Below are 17,550 nucleotides of genomic sequence, written 5' to 3' on the forward strand. Positions count from 1 at the left end.
TAGTATAACAAATTATATTATACATATCATTATTAAAGCAGTATTTTTAATAATTTACAAAACTATCCTTGTTTTTACTCCATCCAAGCTTTCCATTGTAATAATCTCTAAGCCTTCATACTCTCTAAAAAGCCACTTTAAATCTTTCATAGCTTGATTAACTTGACTCTTTGTTAGATTATTTATAAAATATTCTTTTCTAGTTTCTTCATATTCTTTACTTGTTAAAAAATTTCTTAGAAAATTAAATGCAAATACACTTGGAATATTGTTTACATTTGCTTTCTTGCTATTTTCCTTTTCATAGTAAATTTTCATAAATGCATACTCCTTTGATACTTTTAAATTCCTCTTACATCATTATATGCATTTAAGTCTATCTATTCTTATAATTTTATTAATTCATATTCTTTACTTCCCATTCCCATTTCACATGCATAGTCTATTATTCTAGTTCCATTTACATGAGGATGCTCATGTTTGAACACATCATGACCCATTTCCTTACAAACCAAATCATAGCATGCTTGCTCAATGGCTACAGGGTCTGTTGATGCTAATATTCCTATATCATGTGCAATCGGTCTACCTGACCAAGGTACACAATCACAAAGTGGAGTCACATTCATAACAAAAGTTATATACCCAACCTTATCTTTTTTATTTGATACTGCTCCATAAGCGTATTCTGCCATTTTTTCAACAAATACATCTGAGTCACTTTCCCACTGTATAGTTACTGCCCTAGTTGGACAGACAGTCGGACATTCCCCACAACCATAGCATACATCAGAGTCTATTACTGCCTTCTTATCTACTATACTTATAGCTTTTGTTGGGCAAGAATTAACACATTTTCCACATCCTATACACTTCTTTTCATTTACTCCAGGAGTAACATCAGAATGTTGCATTTGCTTTCCTGCTGCACTTGCGCACCCCATAGCTAAATTTTTTAATGCTCCTCCAAAACCTGCTGCTTCATGACCTTTAAAATGGCTCATTACTATCATTGCAGAAGAATTATAAATTTCGCCACCTATTTTTACACTTTCAAAATGTTTTTTATCTATTTGTACATTTTCATAATTTCTACTGTACAATCCATCTGCAATTATTACTGGCGCATTTACCACTGCATAGGCAAAACCATTTTCTATAGCTGTTGTAAGATGGTCTACAGAATTTGTTCTACTCCCTGTATATAATGTATTTGTATCTGTTAAAAATGGCTTGCCTTCACAATCCTTAACCTTATCAACTACCTGTCTAACTGCAACAGGACTCATATATGTAGTATTTCCCTTTTCTCCAAAGTGAAGTTTTATTGCGACTTGGTCATTTTTTGATATTAAATCTTTAAATCCAGCTTTATCAAACAATCTTCTCACATTATTTGGTACATTCTTATTTTGCGAATTTGAATATAAATCACAAAAATATACTTTTGACTTTTCCATATCTACACCCCTTTAAAATATTTACTTGAATTAATTTTATCACTTTTAAAGTAATTTTTTAGTATATTTTACCACAATTAAAGATTCTTATCTTTATTTAATAAAAACAATATTATTTTAACTCCTTACTACATTGTTTTAACTCTTTACTAGTTTAGGCTCTATATACTTATAGCATATCTTAAATAACTGATAATCACTAGATTATAATCTATCTCCTTTTTTATTTTTAAACAGTTCCTTAAGGTAATAATTTAATTATTATAAAACATAATGAGTACGACTAAAACAAAAAAAGACTTGAAACTTAAGTTCAAATCTTTTTTACTTAGATATATTCTTATACATTACTAAGTATATTTTCACACAATACAGTGCTATTTATATTTATAATAAAGATATCATTAAACTGGTTTTTTATTAAATAAAATAACAGCTGATAACAGACACACTATTGAAATAATGATTGTTACAATGATTGGAATAATAAATTCTGGAGCTGTCACTTTACCTGAAATCAAATCTATATTTTTTGATAATATAAAATTAGGCGTATAAGGTGCAACCTGTTTAGGAATAGAAATTAAACTCAAAACAATAGTTGCTACTAATACAAGTAATACACTTGCAAATGCTGGTCTAAATAGTACACATCCAAGAATTAATATAGTAATATACATAATACCAATTATCCATAAGTTAAATGCTGAAAATACAACATGATTAAGATTTGCAGTTGGCCAAAAATACATTGTATAACCATAAGTACATAAAAAGCTCAGCCAGAAACCAATGGTCATAATAATTATTGCAATAGAAAATTTAGACAATACTACAGACGAACGTGACAATCCTTTAGTCAGCATAATAACAAGTGTTCCTTTGGAATATTCGTTCGATAAAATATTACAAAAAATAATTAGAGTTAAACTCATGCCAAGACCAGAGATATTGCTAGAAAATTGTGTCCAAGAATCTAAAGCAGTTGGTGCAGCAGTAACTTTTAAAGTTGGCGCAAAATGGGCAATCAAGTCTGGCATAAATTTTGCAGAAAGAGGGCTACTTATACCTAATATTAAAAATAAAGTAATCAGACTAAATAATTTATAATTTCTTATGTTCTCTACAAATTCTTTTTTTGTAAATGCTATGTATTCTCTCACTTTACTACCTCCAAAAATAAATTTTCAAGTGACAATTCTATTAATTCCATCTTTATTGGACAAAGATTCATTTCTGCAAGTGTAGATATGACTGTTTGTTGTATTGATTTTATATCTTTACCATGGAAAATAATTTCCATATTAGTCTCTTCTGAATCTTTAAGTAAGGATCTAATACTACTACTAGATTTAAATGCTTGGATTTCATCATTACTTGAAAACTCCAATAAAAGTCTATCTTTTCCGTGCATACTTTTTATTTCTGAAAGTGTACCACTAAGAGCAATGCTTCCTTTATTTAATATGGCAACATGGTCACAAATTCTTTCAACATCAGACAGTATATGTGTTGAAAATATTACGGTTGTTGAGTCTTTGATTTTAAGCATAATATCTAATATTTCTTTTCTACCAACAGGGTCAAGTGCGCTTGTTGGTTCATCACAAATAAGTAATTTAGGGCGTGAAAGTAATGCTTGAGCTATCCCAAGACGTTGCTTCATTCCACGAGAAAATCCACCTATTCGTTTCTTTTCATTTCCAAGTCCTACAAGTGACAACAACTCTTCACTTCTTAACTTTATTTCTTGTTTTGAAAGCCCTGTAATTTCTCCACAAAGAGAAAGATATTCAAGTGGTCTCATATAGTTATAAAACTCTGGAACATCGGGTAGATAACCTACATGGCGGTTAGAACTTATTCTTCCATAGATCACTTTCTCACCACAAACATTTATAGTTCCACTATCTGTTTCAAGTAACCCAAGCACCATTTTCATTGTTGTAGTCTTGCCTGCACCATTCTTACCTACAAATCCAAAAACTGACCCTTCTGGTACAGTAAGATTTAGATTATCTATTATCTTTCGATTACCAAAACTTTTTGATAACCCATTTATTGAAACAATATTCATCATTCATCACCTCTTCCTATAGTGAAATATAAAATTGGGCCTATTATACTTATAAATAATACTAAAAGAATCCATATTGCCTTATTACCAATTTTATAATTTGGATGTTTTATTATATGAATAAGTGCAGTAATTACAAGTATTAAATTTAAAATAATAACAGGAAGCAAAAGCGGTAGATATTCCATTAAATTTTCCATAATTTTATTCCTCCAATAAAGATAATTTTTCTATAAGAAATCTGTATTCTTTGTTCTCATTTAATACAGAGAACATAGGATTATTCTTAATAGCCGCAACAATACCTGCCTTTACAATTGTATCATCACGTGTAATACCTGCTCCAATCTCAGAAATCCAGCCATCGATATGATTAAAAAAGTCATCACTATGTAACATAATTGGATATATATCACTTATTGCCAAATCTACATATCTTTGTAACGACTTAATAGCTCCTTTAGTATTTCCATGTATTAAATTCATTTGTATCTGGGTCAAATATACAGAAAACATAACACCAGGAGATAATGCATTAAGGTCAAAAGTATCTGAAATTATTAAAATACGTCTTTCTATTTCTTTAATTTGTGATTTATCTGAGTTTTGCAGAAGTCCCACTAAATCTTGAACTAATAACGTAAGATTCTGATATGCTCCAATCTGTAACGTTTCATTAGCTTCATTAGTTTGACCATTCATCATTTGTCCCTGTGCAAGAAGTATGCTTTCATTTACCATGGGAAAATTGCTATCTTGAAATAAATCAATAACTTCTATAGGTTGATTTAACAAGATATAACAAGTTGCCTCCATACCTTTTGACTGACGACAAATTTCTATATCATCACTTGTTTCTCGTATTCGAATAAAAATTTCTAATGCTTCACTAATTAATAGTTCACGTTTTTCTTCATCTACAAGGTCATAATGATTAATTATCAAAATCCCCATCTGATAAATCAAAGGAAAGCATGAATAATATTTTTTTATGGTTTCTCTTATTTCATCCATAACTTCGTCAAATGGTTTAACAGTAAAATCTTTACACAATCGCTGATATAGTTTATTAATATCTTCCTTAATCATTTGTGGTTCGTAGCAAATTAATTCATCAATTGTAATGTTGAAATATGTCGCGAGTTGTGGCAAAAAAGTGATATCAGGATAGCTTTGCCCAGTTTCCCATTTAGACACAGAAGCTTTAGAGATACCTATATAATTTGCAAGTTCATCTTGTGTAATTCCTTTTTCTTTACGCTTTAAAATCAGTGTTTTTGCAATGTTTAATTCATTCATATCAACGCCTCCTTTGTATAATTATATCCTTAAATCCATAAACCTAACAAGCGATTTAAAGTTGACTTTTGATGAAAAAATCAACCATAGGGAAACAAATAAGCAGATATCTTAGATACCTGCTTAAATATATTTTTAAACATAATTTACATAATTTGTTTATTATTCCAATTTTATCCGCATCATTATACAAAATCACAGATGAATATATCCAAATATAGTTTTTATTTATCATGTTTTTTAAACGTCTTGTATAAAATATCTTTTAATATAACCAATAATATATTTGTTTTCATATCCATATTTTCCATATTCACATTGCAACATATATTTAGGATTGATGTGTAAAATATCTTTTATGCCAACAGCAACAGCAAGCCTTGTCTGTGAAACACAATACTTTTCAATTTTTTCATTTAATTCTTTTATAAAGTTATTATTCATATTTATTCCTCCAATCATAACAGGCAACTATCATGTATTGATAATTACCTGTTATATAAAAATCTATAAAAGAAAAGAAGTCAATCATTTAAACTAACTGCTTGTACATACATCATATTAAATTGTATAAACTATAATTTTTATTATTGTTCATGGATAAAGATTTCTTTTAAACCATCATCAACTTCAAAGTTATTGCTATCTATTCTTATATATGCACTTCCAACATCTGCATGTAAGTATGGAATAATATCTTTATCATAGTTAAAAATTGTATTGATTGCGAACACATATACAACCTTCTCCATTTGGCTCATTCCACTCAATTAACTTTTCGACCTTAACTTTTATAAAATCATCTTTTTTTAATAATTTCATACTTATTTCCTCTATAACTTCTAATTTATGTGAAATGTCATGTCACACCTATAAAAATCGCTGTACCCTGTATAAATACAAGAGATTTCGTACTTTATTAACAATTTTCTATGTACCTTTTGCCTACTTGTTATCAGTATTTGCAAGTCCTTCTTTTACTAACTTTGCTATACTCTTTATTGTCTCTTCAACATCATCAAATACTATTCCATCTTTAGATGATGGAATAGTATTTGATGATGTTGAACATTGTATAGCTGGATTAGTTGCAGTAGCTATCTTTAATACACAGCTTGTTTTTGCTCCATCACAAATTAATCCTGATAAATCAGCTAACATGTTATTAATTGCTCTCTTTATATTTTCTAACGTCTCCCCTTGTAGATATGTCATTCCACAACAAGCTCCTGTAGCCCCTGCAATACCTGCTCCACAAAGTGGTGATAATCTTCCCATATATTCTTTTAAATGTAATTTTATTTCATTAAAATCAACTATTTCATTAGCCTTTTCTAATTCATCTTTAGTAAAATTATATAATATCTCTAACTTTTTTTCTGATTTTTTAATAACTCCACCGAGTGCAGCTGCTATTTCTATTCCTATTTTCCCAGTTCCAGGTATACCTATCCCTAATGCATTCTTAATTATGTTTGCACTTAAATAAAGTTGAATTTGTTTTATCTCTCTTTTTAAGATATCTATATATTTGCACATAAGATCTCTTCTCCTTTTACAATTCTAATAGTTTTATTAAAGCCAAGGTATATATCTCCATATTCTTTCGTATATGCTCTATTGGTACTCTTTCATCTGCTCCATGACCGCCAGTTTTATACGCTAAGAACTTAGGTCCAAACGCCACCATATCTTTAAACCAACTTGCATATGTGCCACCACCCATAGCAATTGTATATCCATTTTCATCTGTTACTTCTTCATAGGCTTCTAATAACTTTTTAAGTACTAAATTACTCTCATCCACATAATGTAAGTCTTTATGAGCAATAACTTTTATTTTCCAACCATTACAAAAAAACTTTTTGAATCTATCTATTATATTGTTTAAAACTATATTTTTACCATACCTTATATCTAGCTCACATATGATTTTTTCCTCATTCATTTTTAATATTCCTAAATTTAAAGTAGTGCTTTTGAATACCTCATCATATTGATTAATTCCCAATGCATCTCCATAATAGTCACTACAAAGGTATTTTGAAACTAATTCTATATCTTCTCTATACTGAAAATCCATATTATCTTCAACTATCTTTATTATCATTTTAGATATAGCATTTTCTCCCTTTTCAGGATTACTTGCATGCGCAGCTACTCCTTTAGTAGTTAACTCTGAAATAATTCCATTAATAATTTTTGCAGTACAATGAGACGGAACAACATTTTCTTTAGTTCCTCCCCTTACTATTATGTAAGGTTTGCTTTTATCAATTTTAATCTCTTTTTCTATCCTTATATGAACTCTTCCTTTTTCTCCATTAACCACTGGATACATCGCATCTGGAGTAAAGCCCATACTTGGAATTTCTTCATCTTTATCTAAATAATATTTGATACACTCCATACCTGTTTCCTCATTTGTCCCAAAAATTAATCTTATTCTTTTATTAATTGTAGGGTACGTATCCTCTATGTTTTTCAATACATGTATAAGCATAGATACAGCCCCCTTATTATCTATGGCACCTCTTCCATAAATAATATTGTCAATTACTGCTCCCGAAAATGGTTCTACACTCCACCCATCTCCTGGTGGAACTACATCTAAATGCATTGGAATTCCTATTAATTCTTCTCCTTCCCCAATTTCTGCATATCCAATATAATTATCAATATTTTTAACGCTAAAACCCAAACTAGTGCAGTAATCTAAAGTTTTCTCTAAAGATTTTTTAGGTCCTATACCAAAAGGACATTGTGAAATAGGTTCACCTTGTTGTGTATCAATTTTTATTAATTCTTTTAGGAATTCTACTGTTCTATTTAAACTATTATCTATGCTTCTGCTTATATCCATAAATCAACCTACCTTCTGTTTTTTTAAAGCCTGTCCTTAAAGAACAGGCTTTTAGCATTAAAAACTATTTTCTTGTGAATACTAATTCGCAAACTTCATCATCATGAGCACATTTTTGAGCAAACTCTAATCTAACACCTTGTGCACAATCAACTCTTCCATAATCACCGTAGCAAGCTAATCTACAAATTTCTTTTCTTTCTTCTTTAGTTAATCCATATTCTTTCCAAGCAGCATCTAATGGACAGTGATGGAATTTTAAAACTCCATTCTCATCTGTATTTTCTACTAATTCCATTTCAAACACTTTTTGTCCTTTACTGTTATATAACATTTCTGCCATTTTTCCTGGAGTATCTGCTAATCTATATTTTTGGCCTCTCATTTTACCAAATCCATATATTGCTTCTTTACATATATCATCTTGATTAACTCCTAATTTTTCAGCTTCTTTCATAAGAAGATAGAACCATACTGCTCTTTCTCCTGTTGCTCCTCTAATTCCTTCTAAATATTCCTTTTCTGTATACATTTTTTCTGACATTTCTTTCTCCTCCTAAAATTAAATTCTATATTTTAACCATTGTAAATTAGAATATTCCAATGAATGATCCTACTAATGCTACTACAACTAAAATTACTAATAACTTAGTTATTGTCCACTTCTTGTATTTCATTCCCCAATATACGAAGAATACAACACCAAGTGGTAATAAACCTGGAGCAATCATGTTTAATGTATCTTGAACAACAATTGCTTTACCACCAATATCAAATGATAATGGAGTTGAAAGCTTAACTGTAGTTGCAGATAATGCTCCCATCATAAACATTCCTAGAATTGAAGCACCATCAATTATCTTATTGACAATACCACCTGATAGAATTTTCTTAATTGAATCTCTACCTAAAGAATATCCTAAATGGAATAAGTAATAACCTTCGCAAAATAGTAATATACTAAACATTATTGGGAAAAATGCACCTATAACACTTCCTTCTGCTCCAAACGAAGCACCTAAAGCTAAGAATATTGTTTGAAATGTACCAAAATCTAAAGTATCTCCAATTCCAGCCAAAGGTCCCATAAGCCCATTCTTAACACCTGAAATAACTTCTCCTGGGATTTTTCCTTCAGTAGCTTTCTCTTCTTCCATAGCTAAAACTGTACCATGAATTAACCCTCCCCATATAGCTTGAGTATTAAAAAATTGTAAGTGCCTCTTTAACGCATCTATTAAATCTTCTTTTTTCTTATATAACTTTTCTAAAGCCGGAGTGAAACTTGCACAAACTGCTAATGCTTGCATTCTTTCAAAAGAGTTAGATAATTCTGCTGTCCACCACCATCTTAGATATGTTTTTGTTACATCTTTCTTCGTAAGTACTCTTATCTTATTAACTTCAGTTGTACCTTGCTCATCTTTAGCTTCTTTATTTTTTATTTCTTGCATTATACTTCACCCACCCTTTTATCTTCTTTCATAAATGTAACTAAAAGAGCTATACAAACACCAAATATTGCAGCTGCAGTAATTGATATTTCAAAATATTGAACCATAAAAAATCCTATAATAAACATTGGTAAGAATTTATTTTTACCTATAGTAAATATTGTTGTTGCAAAACCTAATGCAGGTAATATACCACCCATTACTGTTAATCCATTCATTAACCATTGTGGTATAACATCTAATAATGATTGAACTAAATCTGCTCCAAAAAAGTTACATACAAAAACTATTGGAAATCTTAAAACAAACCCAAATATTAAAGAATAAAGTGTTGCACATCTCCAGATACCTTTTGTATTACCTTCTTCGGCATACTTATCTGCCTTATGAACTAATACAGCATTACCAGTTCTTCTTAAGTTATTAACTAATACTCCTATGACACCTAAAGGTACCGCAATAGATACTGCAACTTCTGCATTAACACCAGTTTGAAGTGCTACTGGTATTGCAATAAGAGCAGCTAAACATTTATCTGATGGAATATTTCCTCCTGCTGCTACCATTCCTAGATAAACCATTTCTATACTTGCACCAACAATCATACCAGTTGTTACATCGCCCCAAAGTAATCCAAGGCTAAAACCTATAAATAAAGGGGACTTTAGTGTTGAGAAAAGGGTATACCCTGCAAGACCTGCTGCAAACCAATACCATAATCCTGTTACAATTGCCAACATCAAAACAGATTCCATTTATAATTCCTCCTAATTTATAATTTTTATTTAAACTTCTTTAAGGCATTTTCATATGTCATAGATGATTCCTCTGGTATAACTTGTAGAACTATTTCAACCCCATCTTCATTAAGTTCATTTAGTTGTTCTACATCTTCATTTCCTAATGAAACAGCTGTAAATACCATCTTCTTTCCTGCTTCATTTGGAATACCTCCTAATTGAATCTTTTCATATTTAAGTCCAGCCTTATACGCCTTATTTGCCATATCAACGTTCTTAAATAGAATAAATATATTTTTATCTCCTAAAATATTGTTTTGGAATGCTTGTCCTGCATCTTCTGCTGTTAAAATAGCTACTTCTACTCCTGATGGCGCTGCCATTCTATATACATCAGCCATAAATTCATCTTGACCTAAGAAGTCATCAACTATTACTATTTTTTGAGCTTGAGCGATTTTCACCCATTTTGTTATAACTTGTCCATGAATTAATCTGTGATCTACTCTTACTAATGTTATTTTTGCCATTATATCCACCTCATAATTTATATTTTTTTAAATTCTTTAATTAAATCCACACAAAGGTTATTATTTTTTTTGACGATTCTTTCTGGTAATGTATGTACTTTATCTTCTTTGCTTAATTCTTCATCTACGATTAAAATTGTCTGTAAGCTAAGTCCATTTATTGCATCTATCCCTCTTCTTATAGCAACAGCTATTGCAACACTTGACGTAGATCCCCCATACAGATCTGATATTATAATTTTCACATCCTCTTTATCTACTACTTCTTCAACCTCTTTCATGAATACAGAAATATCTTTTTCAGAGCTTAGTGATAAAACTTCGTATTGATTTGACAATCCAAAATTTTTATTTGCTTCTTCTACTAATACCTTTCCCCACGTTCCATGGCAGAGTATGATTACCTTATATTTATTCATTGCTAAACAAACTCTCCTTTATAGCGATTAATACTTTGATTTAATTCTACTTCTTCCTCATCAGGTACCATTTGAATTGATACATTAATATTTTTTTTAATAAATTCATCTATTAAAAGAAACTCTTTTTTATTAATGTATACATTTTGAGATATTTTCTTTTTTCCTATCCCTGTAGGTATTCTTCCAATAATAAGTTTTTTAATATCAATTCCTTCTTCTCTCATTCTATTTGCAGTATCTAAGTTTTTAATTAATACAAAAACGTTATCATCAGCTTGGTTATTATAAAAATACCTCCTTGATTCACTTACAGTTAATATTGATAAATCAATATTCTTTGGTGCTGCCATTTTTATCAAACCTTTGGCAATAACATCATTGGTTGTTTCATCATCTACTACTACTATTTTTTTAACACCTAGATGCTTAACCCATTTATATATCACTTGACCATGTATTAATCTATCATCACATCTGCAATATTTTACTAAAGACATTTTTAATCGAACTCCTTTTTCTATTACATTGAGCTAAGAACTTTATTAATATGGTTTATACCAGTTTTCCCCGCTTCAATGCATGTCTCTGCTAACTCTTCTAAACTTTTTCCCTCTCTATTAATTAAAGCTTCAAGTAGCATTGGAAGATTTACTCCAGTAAGTGCATGAAACTTTCCACCTTTTTTAAGGTTTAAACTTGCTACATTACTTGGTGAACCTCCTAATAGGTCAGCTAATACTAAAACTCCGTCACCTTCATCTAATTCATTTAACTTTTCTACAAAATTTCTATTTAAGTCTTCAATATTATCATTCCTATTTAGTTTAATTGCTGCTGTTCTTTCTGCTGGTCCTGCAATAAGTTCACAGCTTTTTATAATTTCTTCACTAAAACTCCCATGAGTCATAACTATTATCCCAATCACCAATCTCACCTCACTTTTCTTGTCACTTTTTATATAAGCAATTGCCATGCCAACTTATGTGTATCAATAACAAATGGCTATTTTACAGGATTTAATCAAATCTTTTTACTTAATTTATAAAAAAAGCTTACTCTTTCAATATGTATCAAAATCTTTTTCAAACCTGTATCAAATCTGTATCAAAAAGAAGTAAAAAAAAGATAGCCTTTTGGCTATATTTAAGTTTTGTATCAACTTTTGAATTTATCTGTATCATACTGTGATTCAAATATATCTAATATATTTGCATATTCCATATCTGAAATGATTATATCGAATGTCTCTTCTACAAGCTTAAAACTTTCTTTTATAACTAAATATAATGCTTTACTTCTACTAATTCTTTCTTCATATGATTTATAAACTAAAGACTCTTTTATTATTACTCTTTCAATCATACATGAACAATGAAATATAAACTTTACTAAAAGTTCATCTTGAATTACTAAAGAATAATGTTCGCTAATTCTATTAATTACTTCTTTTAATATAAAATAAGCCTTTTCCCCATTTAAAAAAGTCAAAGTTTTACTAATATTATCAATTAGTAATCTATCAAAATATCTACCACCATTATCTTTTTCAGCATATGTAATTTCCATATCTCCATAATGTTTCTTTATAGATTCTATAATATTAAAATATAATTTCTCTAATGTCATTTCCGGAGTTAGGGCCTTTCTAGTTGCTTCTATTACAATAGGTGTACTTACCATATCTATTGCTTTTACTTCTTTTCCAGTAGCATCATGAATAACTTTAGCAAATGTTAAAATAGATCCCATATCAGTTAGAATTAAAATTCCCTTTCCTTTGTCAATTTCATTGGCTATTTCTACAGCTTGGACTAAAATATCCTGAACTCTATCCTCTAATCCCATATTGATTGCCACTGCATGGTTACAATCCAGTAAAGTATTAGCTACATTCACCATGCTAGATGCCGTAGATTCACCATGCATTATAACTAATATTGCTATACTCTCCTCATTTAATCCCACATAAGATAAATAAAGAAACGTTGCTAAAAAAATTGCTTCATCTTCTGGAAACTCAACTCCATACATTAATGACATGTTAGATAATATTTCTTTTGCTATGTTATATTCATATGCTCTTTCCTTCATAATTTCATCTTTATTAGGATGCTTTACTATGTTCCCAATCTTTATTCTTTCAATTAAATTCTGAATATGTAAGGCTATAGCTTTTATTAATTTATCTAATCCTTCTCTTTTGCTCCATTTATCATGCTTTTGTAAAATATACTTCACAGTAGTTGCAATTGAATCATTAACAATATTGTTATAAGCTGTTTGATTACTACTATTATATATAAAAGTATTCATTAAATTATAGGAATACTTCTGTATATCTTCATCTATAACGCTTCTAATTTGTGACTCTTTAATACCTTCTTGTTGAAGTTTATTCCAAGTTTCTTTTATCATTCCATAGAAATCTAAATCATATTTTTTATTTTCTATTAATAAATTTTCACTTTCAAAATTCTTTCCTTCTGGTAAAAAAATAATATCATCTTTCCCAATAAAACTGAAGTTTTGTACAAACTCCTCTTTTCTATTATTTCCATATAATGATTCTCTAATATTGTTTGGTAGAAGAGAGAGTCTTACATATACACATTCCCTTTTATAGGTCATATAATCTAAAAAAGCTCTTGCACAAATTAATTGTATGTCGCTTTTTAATTGTCCTATATTTCCCTTACACTTATATAAAATAAATGCCTTAATAACTTCTTTTGAAACCTTTAACTTAACACCAATCCTAATACTTTCTTCTTTAAAAAAATAACATATAAGCTTCATTCTCTCTTGAAAGCCTCTTTCCTCTAAAGACGGAATCTTTATAGTTACAGGTATTCTTCTTAAAAACGTTTCCAACATTGCTACTTCTGGATCTTCTGTAGTAGCTGCAATTATCATAATCCTACACTCATGTACCTTATTAGCCTCTCCTAACCTTCTATATATACCCTTATCCATAAGTAGAAATAGCATTTCTTGTCCCTCTGCAGATAACCTATGAACTTCATCTAAAAACAATATTCCATTATTAGCTTCATGTACAATACCATACTTATCTTTATCAGCTCCAGTAAATGCTCCTTTTACATATCCAAAAAGCTGTGCTAATAATAATTGCTGATTATCAGAATAATCAGCACAGTTAAATATGATAAATGGTGCATTATCACTATCTTCTTTTATAGTTAAACTATACTTATACATATATTCTGCAAATATAGATTTACCAACTCCTGTAGGTCCTATTATTAATGTACTCAACCCCTTAGGTGGATATATTACTGCTGCTTTAGCTTGCTCTATTTGGGACTTTAAACTTCCATCACATCCTACTAAATTAAAAATATTGTTCTCTTTTTTTATACCCTCTACAATATACTCATCTTTGATAGCATCATTTTCACTATATTCGTTTATAGAGTTAATATTATCAAATATCCCTTTATTTAGTTTCTTTCCTAAAATACTCTCAATACTTTCTTTATATAAGTACTGAACAGGTTTTCCCTTTATCTTTATAATAATACTTTCCTTTATTAATTGATTTAATTCCTTACTAGCATTACTTCTATTTATACCTACTTCAGTAGCAATATACTCTGCATCAAATCCAAATCTAATGCCATTATTAAGATTCAAGTGTTCTTCTGTTAACCTTTTCAAGCAAATTAAAACTTTTTCTTTCCTTGATAGCTTCTTTTGTATCATAGTTAACCTCCCATATAAGCAGTAATACTGTTAAATATTTATTATTAAGCTTAATTCTACAATATTTTAATATTTTTGTCTAATTGTGTAACTATTGATTTTATTTCCTATTCGTTTTATAATATAAATTACGTTACCCTCATCTTTTATAGAGGAGGAATTTATATGAATTTTTTATCAGATTTACACACCCACTCTATAGTCAGTGGTCATGGCTATAGTACTTTGTTAGAAAATATTAATTATTGTAAAGAAAATGGAATTAAGATACTAGGTACATCTGAACATGGTCCTAAGATGCCTGGTTCTCCCCACAAATGGTACTTTCACAACATTCAAAATATCCCAAGAATCATAAATAACATTATAATCTTAAGAGGATGTGAAGCAAATATACTAGACACTGAAGGAAACATAGATCTAGACCCTTTTGTCATTCCTCGATTAGATTATCTTATCTTGTCATTTCACGAAGCCGTTTTTTCACCAAATACATTAGAGAATAATACTAAAGCCTTAATAAATGCAATAAATAAGCATGATAATATTGAAATATTAGGCCACCTTGGAAACCCAAACTACCCAATCGACTATGAATTAATCATTAAATTAGCCATGGAAAAGAATATCTTAATAGAAATAAATAATTGTTCTATCAAAGGCGTGTCAAGAAATGGTAGCTCGGATAATTGTAAGTATATTGCTACACTTTGCAAAAAATATGGTGCTAAAATCATACTAACTTCAGATGCTCACATTTGTTTTGATATAGGTAACTATGAGTATTCTGAGAATATCTTAAAAGAAATTAATTTTCCAGATGAATTAATAATGAATTATCCTAAAAAACTTATTAATCATTTTCACCAAAAAGGTAAATTACTAGATGTTGATTATACAAATATTTGAGTAATAATACATGCTTGCTTTAACTCTTATAAAAATCTTAATACTATTTATATTATATGAAATGAGGATATTATAATGAAGAGGCTATTTAATAAACTAATAAATGAGGATATTTCTAATAAAATATATATTATTGGTATTGACGGTTTAGGAGGGTCAGGTAAAAGTACACTTGCTAATTCACTAAAATTACAATTGCAAAATTTGAATTATCCTTCTTACATCTTACACATTTATTATTTTATACATCCTAAGTTTATCAGGTATAATAATTCTAAAGAAGAGTGGGATTGTTATTACAATATCCAATGGAGATATGATTATTTACTAAATGAAATTTTAGTTCCTATAAAAAATGGAGATAAAATATTATAAAGAAAATGATAGATATATAGGTAATTTAGAAGATATAAAATGTAAATAGAAAAATAGGTACTTCCCCGCTGAAGAAAAATATACCTTGGAATATTATCCTATTGAAAATGCCAATCTCATATTAACTACAAATAGACTATAATTTACGTATTTGTCTACTTTTTATGTATTTACAAAAAAGGTACTATATTATCAATGTTTTAGTATAGTACCTTAAGTGAATATTTATAGTGTAAATTAAAATTCTTCATCTATATCACAAGTAATTATTTACTATTACAAATCTATTGTATAGACTTTACTCTAAATTAATTTGAATTCTTTTATTCTCTTTATAAGTTCTTTAAATCTTGGATTATCTTTTATAGCATCAAATGATTCATTTCCCTCAAATAAAAGATTAATATTATATTTCATATACTCATTTGTTTAATAACTTTTTCCATATCTCTATCTGATATTTCAATATCTTCATTAGATAAGATTAAATCATAATTTATTAGTCCCACTACTATTTTACCTCACTATTGATACATTAGAATGCGCAATTCATAATTAATATTCTTTGATAGTTTTTTAGAGAATCTTACATTTTTAAATTTAGATTCAAGTACATTACTTTGCTGTTGGTGCTCATACTGAAATTCATCATATTGATTTCTTAACCATATGTACTTCTTATAAAGTTCTTCTACTTGTTTGTTTAATTTCATTATTGGTTTAGCAAGCAGGTATGCATACATTGTTTTTTATCTTTAACTAGGTTATACTCCTAATTCCCATTTACTAATAGTTTGCCTAGATACATTTAGTCTTTCAGCCAACAATTCTTGATAATAATTATATTTCTTTCTTAGTTTTATAATCTTGTCTCCTAAATTCATATATTAAACTCCTTTCAAGTTAAAAATAATTGTATTTCAATTATAAAGTATTAAACTCAGCTGTTCTATAAAGCGGAGTTTGAAATATATTTTAAAGAGATAAATCTGGTGAATTTATGCCAAGTTTTATTGTCAAATCTATTGACAAGTAAACTTGGTATGATATAATGAAAATACCAAGTAAACTTGTCATACAAATAGGAGGTGTCTTATATGAATAAAGAAGAAATTTTAAGTAAAAGTCGTCAATCTAATAAAGATGAAGGATTAGAGTATATTGAAAATAAGGGTATAAAAGTAGGATATTCAATTTTCATATGTGTATTCTGCTTTATTGTAATATTTAACGCCTTTATTGGACAAAAAAGTGATGCAGTATCTGCTTTATTTTGGACATTCGGATTTGCTGAAAATATAGCAAAATACCAATTTACACATGAGAAAAAGAATTTAGTTTTTGCTTTTGGTTTCTTAATTCTGACAATCTTCTCATTGACTAATTTTATTTTATCATCATTGAGGTAAGCATATGAATGAAGAATTGATATTAAAAAATCGCTTAAAAATAGCAAGAACAGAGAAAAAATTATCCCAAAGCCAACTGGCAGAAATGGTTGGAGTATCAAGAAATACAATTAGTTCAATAGAAACAGGTCAGTTTAATCCAACAGCAAAGTTAGCACTTATTTTATGTATTGCTCTAGATAAAAAATTTGAAGATTTATTTTACTTTGAGTAAATCTTCATGTAATCATAAAATATTAGAGAATGTATAGAACTCTATATTTTATTTATATAACTTAAAATAAAAAGA

At 28.9% G+C, this 17,550-nt stretch carries 24 protein-coding genes; 4 read left to right on the top strand and 20 right to left on the bottom strand.

Features of this window, described 5'->3' with window-relative positions:
* Positions 1-54 precede the first annotated feature (54 nt).
* The 18 genes from KGF45_RS11885 to KGF45_RS11970 form a co-directional block, all read right to left on the bottom strand.
* Positions 55-318, bottom strand: a complete 264-nt coding sequence (locus KGF45_RS11885) for a hypothetical protein (RefSeq protein ID WP_227827716.1) — start codon at positions 316-318, stop codon at positions 55-57.
* A 68-nt stretch (positions 319-386) separates the two neighbouring features.
* Positions 387-1,460 (bottom strand): DUF362 domain-containing protein, encoded by a 1,074-nt coding sequence (locus KGF45_RS11890; RefSeq protein ID WP_227840052.1) that lies wholly within the window; start codon positions 1,458-1,460, stop codon positions 387-389.
* A 404-nt stretch (positions 1,461-1,864) separates the two neighbouring features.
* Complete coding sequence (locus KGF45_RS11895; protein ID WP_227827718.1) at positions 1,865-2,623, bottom strand: ABC transporter permease subunit; 759 nt, start codon at positions 2,621-2,623, stop codon at positions 1,865-1,867.
* Positions 2,620-3,540, bottom strand: coding sequence for an ATP-binding cassette domain-containing protein (locus KGF45_RS11900; protein WP_413894764.1), 921 nt, complete (start codon positions 3,538-3,540; stop codon positions 2,620-2,622). The genes KGF45_RS11895 and KGF45_RS11900 overlap by 4 nt, the downstream gene beginning before the upstream one ends.
* Entirely contained in the window at positions 3,537-3,737 is a 201-nt protein-coding gene (locus tag KGF45_RS11905) for a PLD nuclease N-terminal domain-containing protein (RefSeq protein ID WP_227827720.1), read from the bottom strand. Before KGF45_RS11905 ends, KGF45_RS11900 begins: the two co-directional genes overlap by 4 nt.
* A 4-nt stretch (positions 3,738-3,741) precedes the next feature.
* Positions 3,742-4,836, bottom strand: a complete 1,095-nt coding sequence (locus KGF45_RS11910) for a helix-turn-helix domain-containing protein (RefSeq protein WP_227842617.1) — start codon at positions 4,834-4,836, stop codon at positions 3,742-3,744.
* A gap of 240 nt (positions 4,837-5,076) precedes the next feature.
* Positions 5,077-5,280 carry a hypothetical protein gene (locus tag KGF45_RS11915; protein ID WP_227827722.1) on the bottom strand — a complete coding sequence of 68 codons (204 nt, stop codon included), beginning with the start codon at positions 5,278-5,280 and terminating at the stop codon, positions 5,077-5,079.
* 143 nt (positions 5,281-5,423) lie between these two features.
* Positions 5,424-5,570 carry a DUF2185 domain-containing protein gene (locus tag KGF45_RS11920; RefSeq protein ID WP_413926592.1) on the bottom strand — a complete coding sequence of 49 codons (147 nt, stop codon included), beginning with the start codon at positions 5,568-5,570 and terminating at the stop codon, positions 5,424-5,426.
* A 211-nt stretch (positions 5,571-5,781) separates the two neighbouring features.
* Positions 5,782-6,375 carry an L-serine ammonia-lyase, iron-sulfur-dependent, subunit alpha gene (locus KGF45_RS11925; protein ID WP_227842619.1) on the bottom strand — a complete coding sequence of 198 codons (594 nt, stop codon included), beginning with the start codon at positions 6,373-6,375 and terminating at the stop codon, positions 5,782-5,784.
* A gap of 16 nt (positions 6,376-6,391) precedes the next feature.
* Positions 6,392-7,699: a M20 family metallopeptidase gene (locus tag KGF45_RS11930; RefSeq protein ID WP_227842620.1), complete on the bottom strand. Its 1,308-nt coding sequence runs from the start codon at positions 7,697-7,699 to the stop codon at positions 6,392-6,394.
* Positions 7,700-7,763: 64 nt separating this feature from the next.
* Positions 7,764-8,243, bottom strand: coding sequence for an L-2-amino-thiazoline-4-carboxylic acid hydrolase (locus tag KGF45_RS11935; RefSeq protein ID WP_227842621.1), 480 nt, complete (start codon positions 8,241-8,243; stop codon positions 7,764-7,766).
* A gap of 46 nt (positions 8,244-8,289) precedes the next feature.
* Positions 8,290-9,153: a PTS system mannose/fructose/sorbose family transporter subunit IID gene (locus tag KGF45_RS11940; RefSeq protein ID WP_227827727.1), complete on the bottom strand. Its 864-nt coding sequence runs from the start codon at positions 9,151-9,153 to the stop codon at positions 8,290-8,292.
* Positions 9,153-9,908 carry a PTS mannose/fructose/sorbose/N-acetylgalactosamine transporter subunit IIC gene (locus tag KGF45_RS11945; RefSeq protein ID WP_227827728.1) on the bottom strand — a complete coding sequence of 252 codons (756 nt, stop codon included), beginning with the start codon at positions 9,906-9,908 and terminating at the stop codon, positions 9,153-9,155. Before KGF45_RS11945 ends, KGF45_RS11940 begins: the two co-directional genes overlap by 1 nt.
* Positions 9,909-9,934: 26 nt before the next feature.
* Positions 9,935-10,423, bottom strand: a complete 489-nt coding sequence (locus KGF45_RS11950; RefSeq protein WP_227827729.1) for a PTS system mannose/fructose/N-acetylgalactosamine-transporter subunit IIB — start codon at positions 10,421-10,423, stop codon at positions 9,935-9,937.
* 17 nt (positions 10,424-10,440) lie between these two features.
* A complete protein-coding gene (locus tag KGF45_RS11955; RefSeq protein ID WP_227827730.1) occupies positions 10,441-10,842 on the bottom strand; it encodes a PTS sugar transporter subunit IIA in 402 nt (133 codons plus the stop codon).
* Between the two features lie 2 nt (positions 10,843-10,844).
* Positions 10,845-11,342 carry a PTS sugar transporter subunit IIB gene (locus KGF45_RS11960; RefSeq protein ID WP_227842622.1) on the bottom strand — a complete coding sequence of 166 codons (498 nt, stop codon included), beginning with the start codon at positions 11,340-11,342 and terminating at the stop codon, positions 10,845-10,847.
* Between the two features lie 23 nt (positions 11,343-11,365).
* Complete coding sequence (locus KGF45_RS11965) at positions 11,366-11,818, bottom strand: PTS sugar transporter subunit IIA (protein WP_227842623.1); 453 nt, start codon at positions 11,816-11,818, stop codon at positions 11,366-11,368.
* 182 nt (positions 11,819-12,000) lie between these two features.
* Entirely contained in the window at positions 12,001-14,568 is a 2,568-nt protein-coding gene (locus KGF45_RS11970) for a sigma 54-interacting transcriptional regulator (protein ID WP_227842624.1), read from the bottom strand.
* A gap of 165 nt (positions 14,569-14,733) precedes the next feature.
* Between KGF45_RS11970 and KGF45_RS11975 the strand changes: the two genes are divergently transcribed.
* Together KGF45_RS11975 and KGF45_RS11980 are read left to right on the top strand one after the other, a co-directional pair.
* Positions 14,734-15,477, top strand: a complete 744-nt coding sequence (locus KGF45_RS11975; protein ID WP_227827734.1) for a phosphatase — start codon at positions 14,734-14,736, stop codon at positions 15,475-15,477.
* 75 nt (positions 15,478-15,552) lie between these two features.
* On the top strand, positions 15,553-15,852 hold the full coding sequence (locus tag KGF45_RS11980; RefSeq protein ID WP_227827735.1) for a hypothetical protein: 300 nt from the start codon (positions 15,553-15,555) through the stop codon (positions 15,850-15,852).
* 524 nt (positions 15,853-16,376) lie between these two features.
* Here the strand turns inward: KGF45_RS11980 and KGF45_RS11985 are convergent.
* Both KGF45_RS11985 and KGF45_RS11990 read right to left on the bottom strand, forming a co-directional pair.
* Complete coding sequence (locus KGF45_RS11985; RefSeq protein WP_227827736.1) at positions 16,377-16,595, bottom strand: hypothetical protein; 219 nt, start codon at positions 16,593-16,595, stop codon at positions 16,377-16,379.
* A gap of 21 nt (positions 16,596-16,616) precedes the next feature.
* A complete protein-coding gene (locus tag KGF45_RS11990) occupies positions 16,617-16,736 on the bottom strand; it encodes a helix-turn-helix transcriptional regulator (RefSeq protein WP_227827737.1) in 120 nt (39 codons plus the stop codon).
* 213 nt (positions 16,737-16,949) lie between these two features.
* Here KGF45_RS11990 and KGF45_RS11995 point away from each other — a divergent pair, with 213 nt between their 5' ends.
* Both KGF45_RS11995 and KGF45_RS12000 read left to right on the top strand, forming a co-directional pair.
* Positions 16,950-17,261: a DUF6442 family protein gene (locus tag KGF45_RS11995; protein ID WP_227827738.1), complete on the top strand. Its 312-nt coding sequence runs from the start codon at positions 16,950-16,952 to the stop codon at positions 17,259-17,261.
* Between the two features lie 4 nt (positions 17,262-17,265).
* On the top strand, positions 17,266-17,475 hold the full coding sequence (locus tag KGF45_RS12000; protein WP_227827739.1) for a helix-turn-helix transcriptional regulator: 210 nt from the start codon (positions 17,266-17,268) through the stop codon (positions 17,473-17,475).
* Positions 17,476-17,550: the final 75 nt, after the last annotated feature.

This window comes from Clostridioides sp. ZZV14-6154 (genome assembly GCF_020657785.1).
GTDB lineage: Bacteria > Bacillota > Clostridia > Peptostreptococcales > Peptostreptococcaceae > Clostridioides.

What these genes read in the sequence shown, in the direction of transcription:
- KGF45_RS11885 (WP_227827716.1), bottom strand. Translation starts at nt 318, where the DNA reads ATGAAAATTTACTATGAAAAGGAAAATAGCAAGAAAGCAAATGTAAAC.
- KGF45_RS11890 (WP_227840052.1), bottom strand. Translation starts at nt 1,460, where the DNA reads ATGGAAAAGTCAAAAGTATATTTTTGTGATTTATATTCAAATTCGCAA.
- KGF45_RS11900 (WP_413894764.1), bottom strand. Translation starts at nt 3,540, where the DNA reads ATGATGAATATTGTTTCAATAAATGGGTTATCAAAAAGTTTTGGTAAT.
- KGF45_RS11905 (WP_227827720.1), bottom strand. Translation starts at nt 3,737, where the DNA reads ATGGAAAATTTAATGGAATATCTACCGCTTTTGCTTCCTGTTATTATT.
- KGF45_RS11910 (WP_227842617.1), bottom strand. Translation starts at nt 4,836, where the DNA reads ATGAATGAATTAAACATTGCAAAAACACTGATTTTAAAGCGTAAAGAA.
- KGF45_RS11915 (WP_227827722.1), bottom strand. Translation starts at nt 5,280, where the DNA reads ATGAATAATAACTTTATAAAAGAATTAAATGAAAAAATTGAAAAGTAT.
- KGF45_RS11925 (WP_227842619.1), bottom strand. Translation starts at nt 6,375, where the DNA reads ATGTGCAAATATATAGATATCTTAAAAAGAGAGATAAAACAAATTCAA.
- KGF45_RS11930 (WP_227842620.1), bottom strand. Translation starts at nt 7,699, where the DNA reads ATGGATATAAGCAGAAGCATAGATAATAGTTTAAATAGAACAGTAGAA.
- KGF45_RS11935 (WP_227842621.1), bottom strand. Translation starts at nt 8,243, where the DNA reads ATGTCAGAAAAAATGTATACAGAAAAGGAATATTTAGAAGGAATTAGA.
- KGF45_RS11940 (WP_227827727.1), bottom strand. Translation starts at nt 9,153, where the DNA reads ATGCAAGAAATAAAAAATAAAGAAGCTAAAGATGAGCAAGGTACAACT.
- KGF45_RS11945 (WP_227827728.1), bottom strand. Translation starts at nt 9,908, where the DNA reads ATGGAATCTGTTTTGATGTTGGCAATTGTAACAGGATTATGGTATTGG.
- KGF45_RS11950 (WP_227827729.1), bottom strand. Translation starts at nt 10,423, where the DNA reads ATGGCAAAAATAACATTAGTAAGAGTAGATCACAGATTAATTCATGGA.
- KGF45_RS11955 (WP_227827730.1), bottom strand. Translation starts at nt 10,842, where the DNA reads ATGAATAAATATAAGGTAATCATACTCTGCCATGGAACGTGGGGAAAG.
- KGF45_RS11960 (WP_227842622.1), bottom strand. Translation starts at nt 11,342, where the DNA reads ATGTCTTTAGTAAAATATTGCAGATGTGATGATAGATTAATACATGGT.
- KGF45_RS11965 (WP_227842623.1), bottom strand. Translation starts at nt 11,818, where the DNA reads ATGGCAATTGCTTATATAAAAAGTGACAAGAAAAGTGAGGTGAGATTG.
- KGF45_RS11970 (WP_227842624.1), bottom strand. Translation starts at nt 14,568, where the DNA reads ATGATACAAAAGAAGCTATCAAGGAAAGAAAAAGTTTTAATTTGCTTG.
- KGF45_RS11975 (WP_227827734.1), top strand. Translation starts at nt 14,734, where the DNA reads ATGAATTTTTTATCAGATTTACACACCCACTCTATAGTCAGTGGTCAT.
- KGF45_RS11980 (WP_227827735.1), top strand. Translation starts at nt 15,553, where the DNA reads ATGAAGAGGCTATTTAATAAACTAATAAATGAGGATATTTCTAATAAA.
- KGF45_RS11985 (WP_227827736.1), bottom strand. Translation starts at nt 16,595, where the DNA reads ATGTATGCATACCTGCTTGCTAAACCAATAATGAAATTAAACAAACAA.
- KGF45_RS11990 (WP_227827737.1), bottom strand. Translation starts at nt 16,736, where the DNA reads ATGAATTTAGGAGACAAGATTATAAAACTAAGAAAGAAATATAATTAT.
- KGF45_RS11995 (WP_227827738.1), top strand. Translation starts at nt 16,950, where the DNA reads ATGAATAAAGAAGAAATTTTAAGTAAAAGTCGTCAATCTAATAAAGAT.
- KGF45_RS12000 (WP_227827739.1), top strand. Translation starts at nt 17,266, where the DNA reads ATGAATGAAGAATTGATATTAAAAAATCGCTTAAAAATAGCAAGAACA.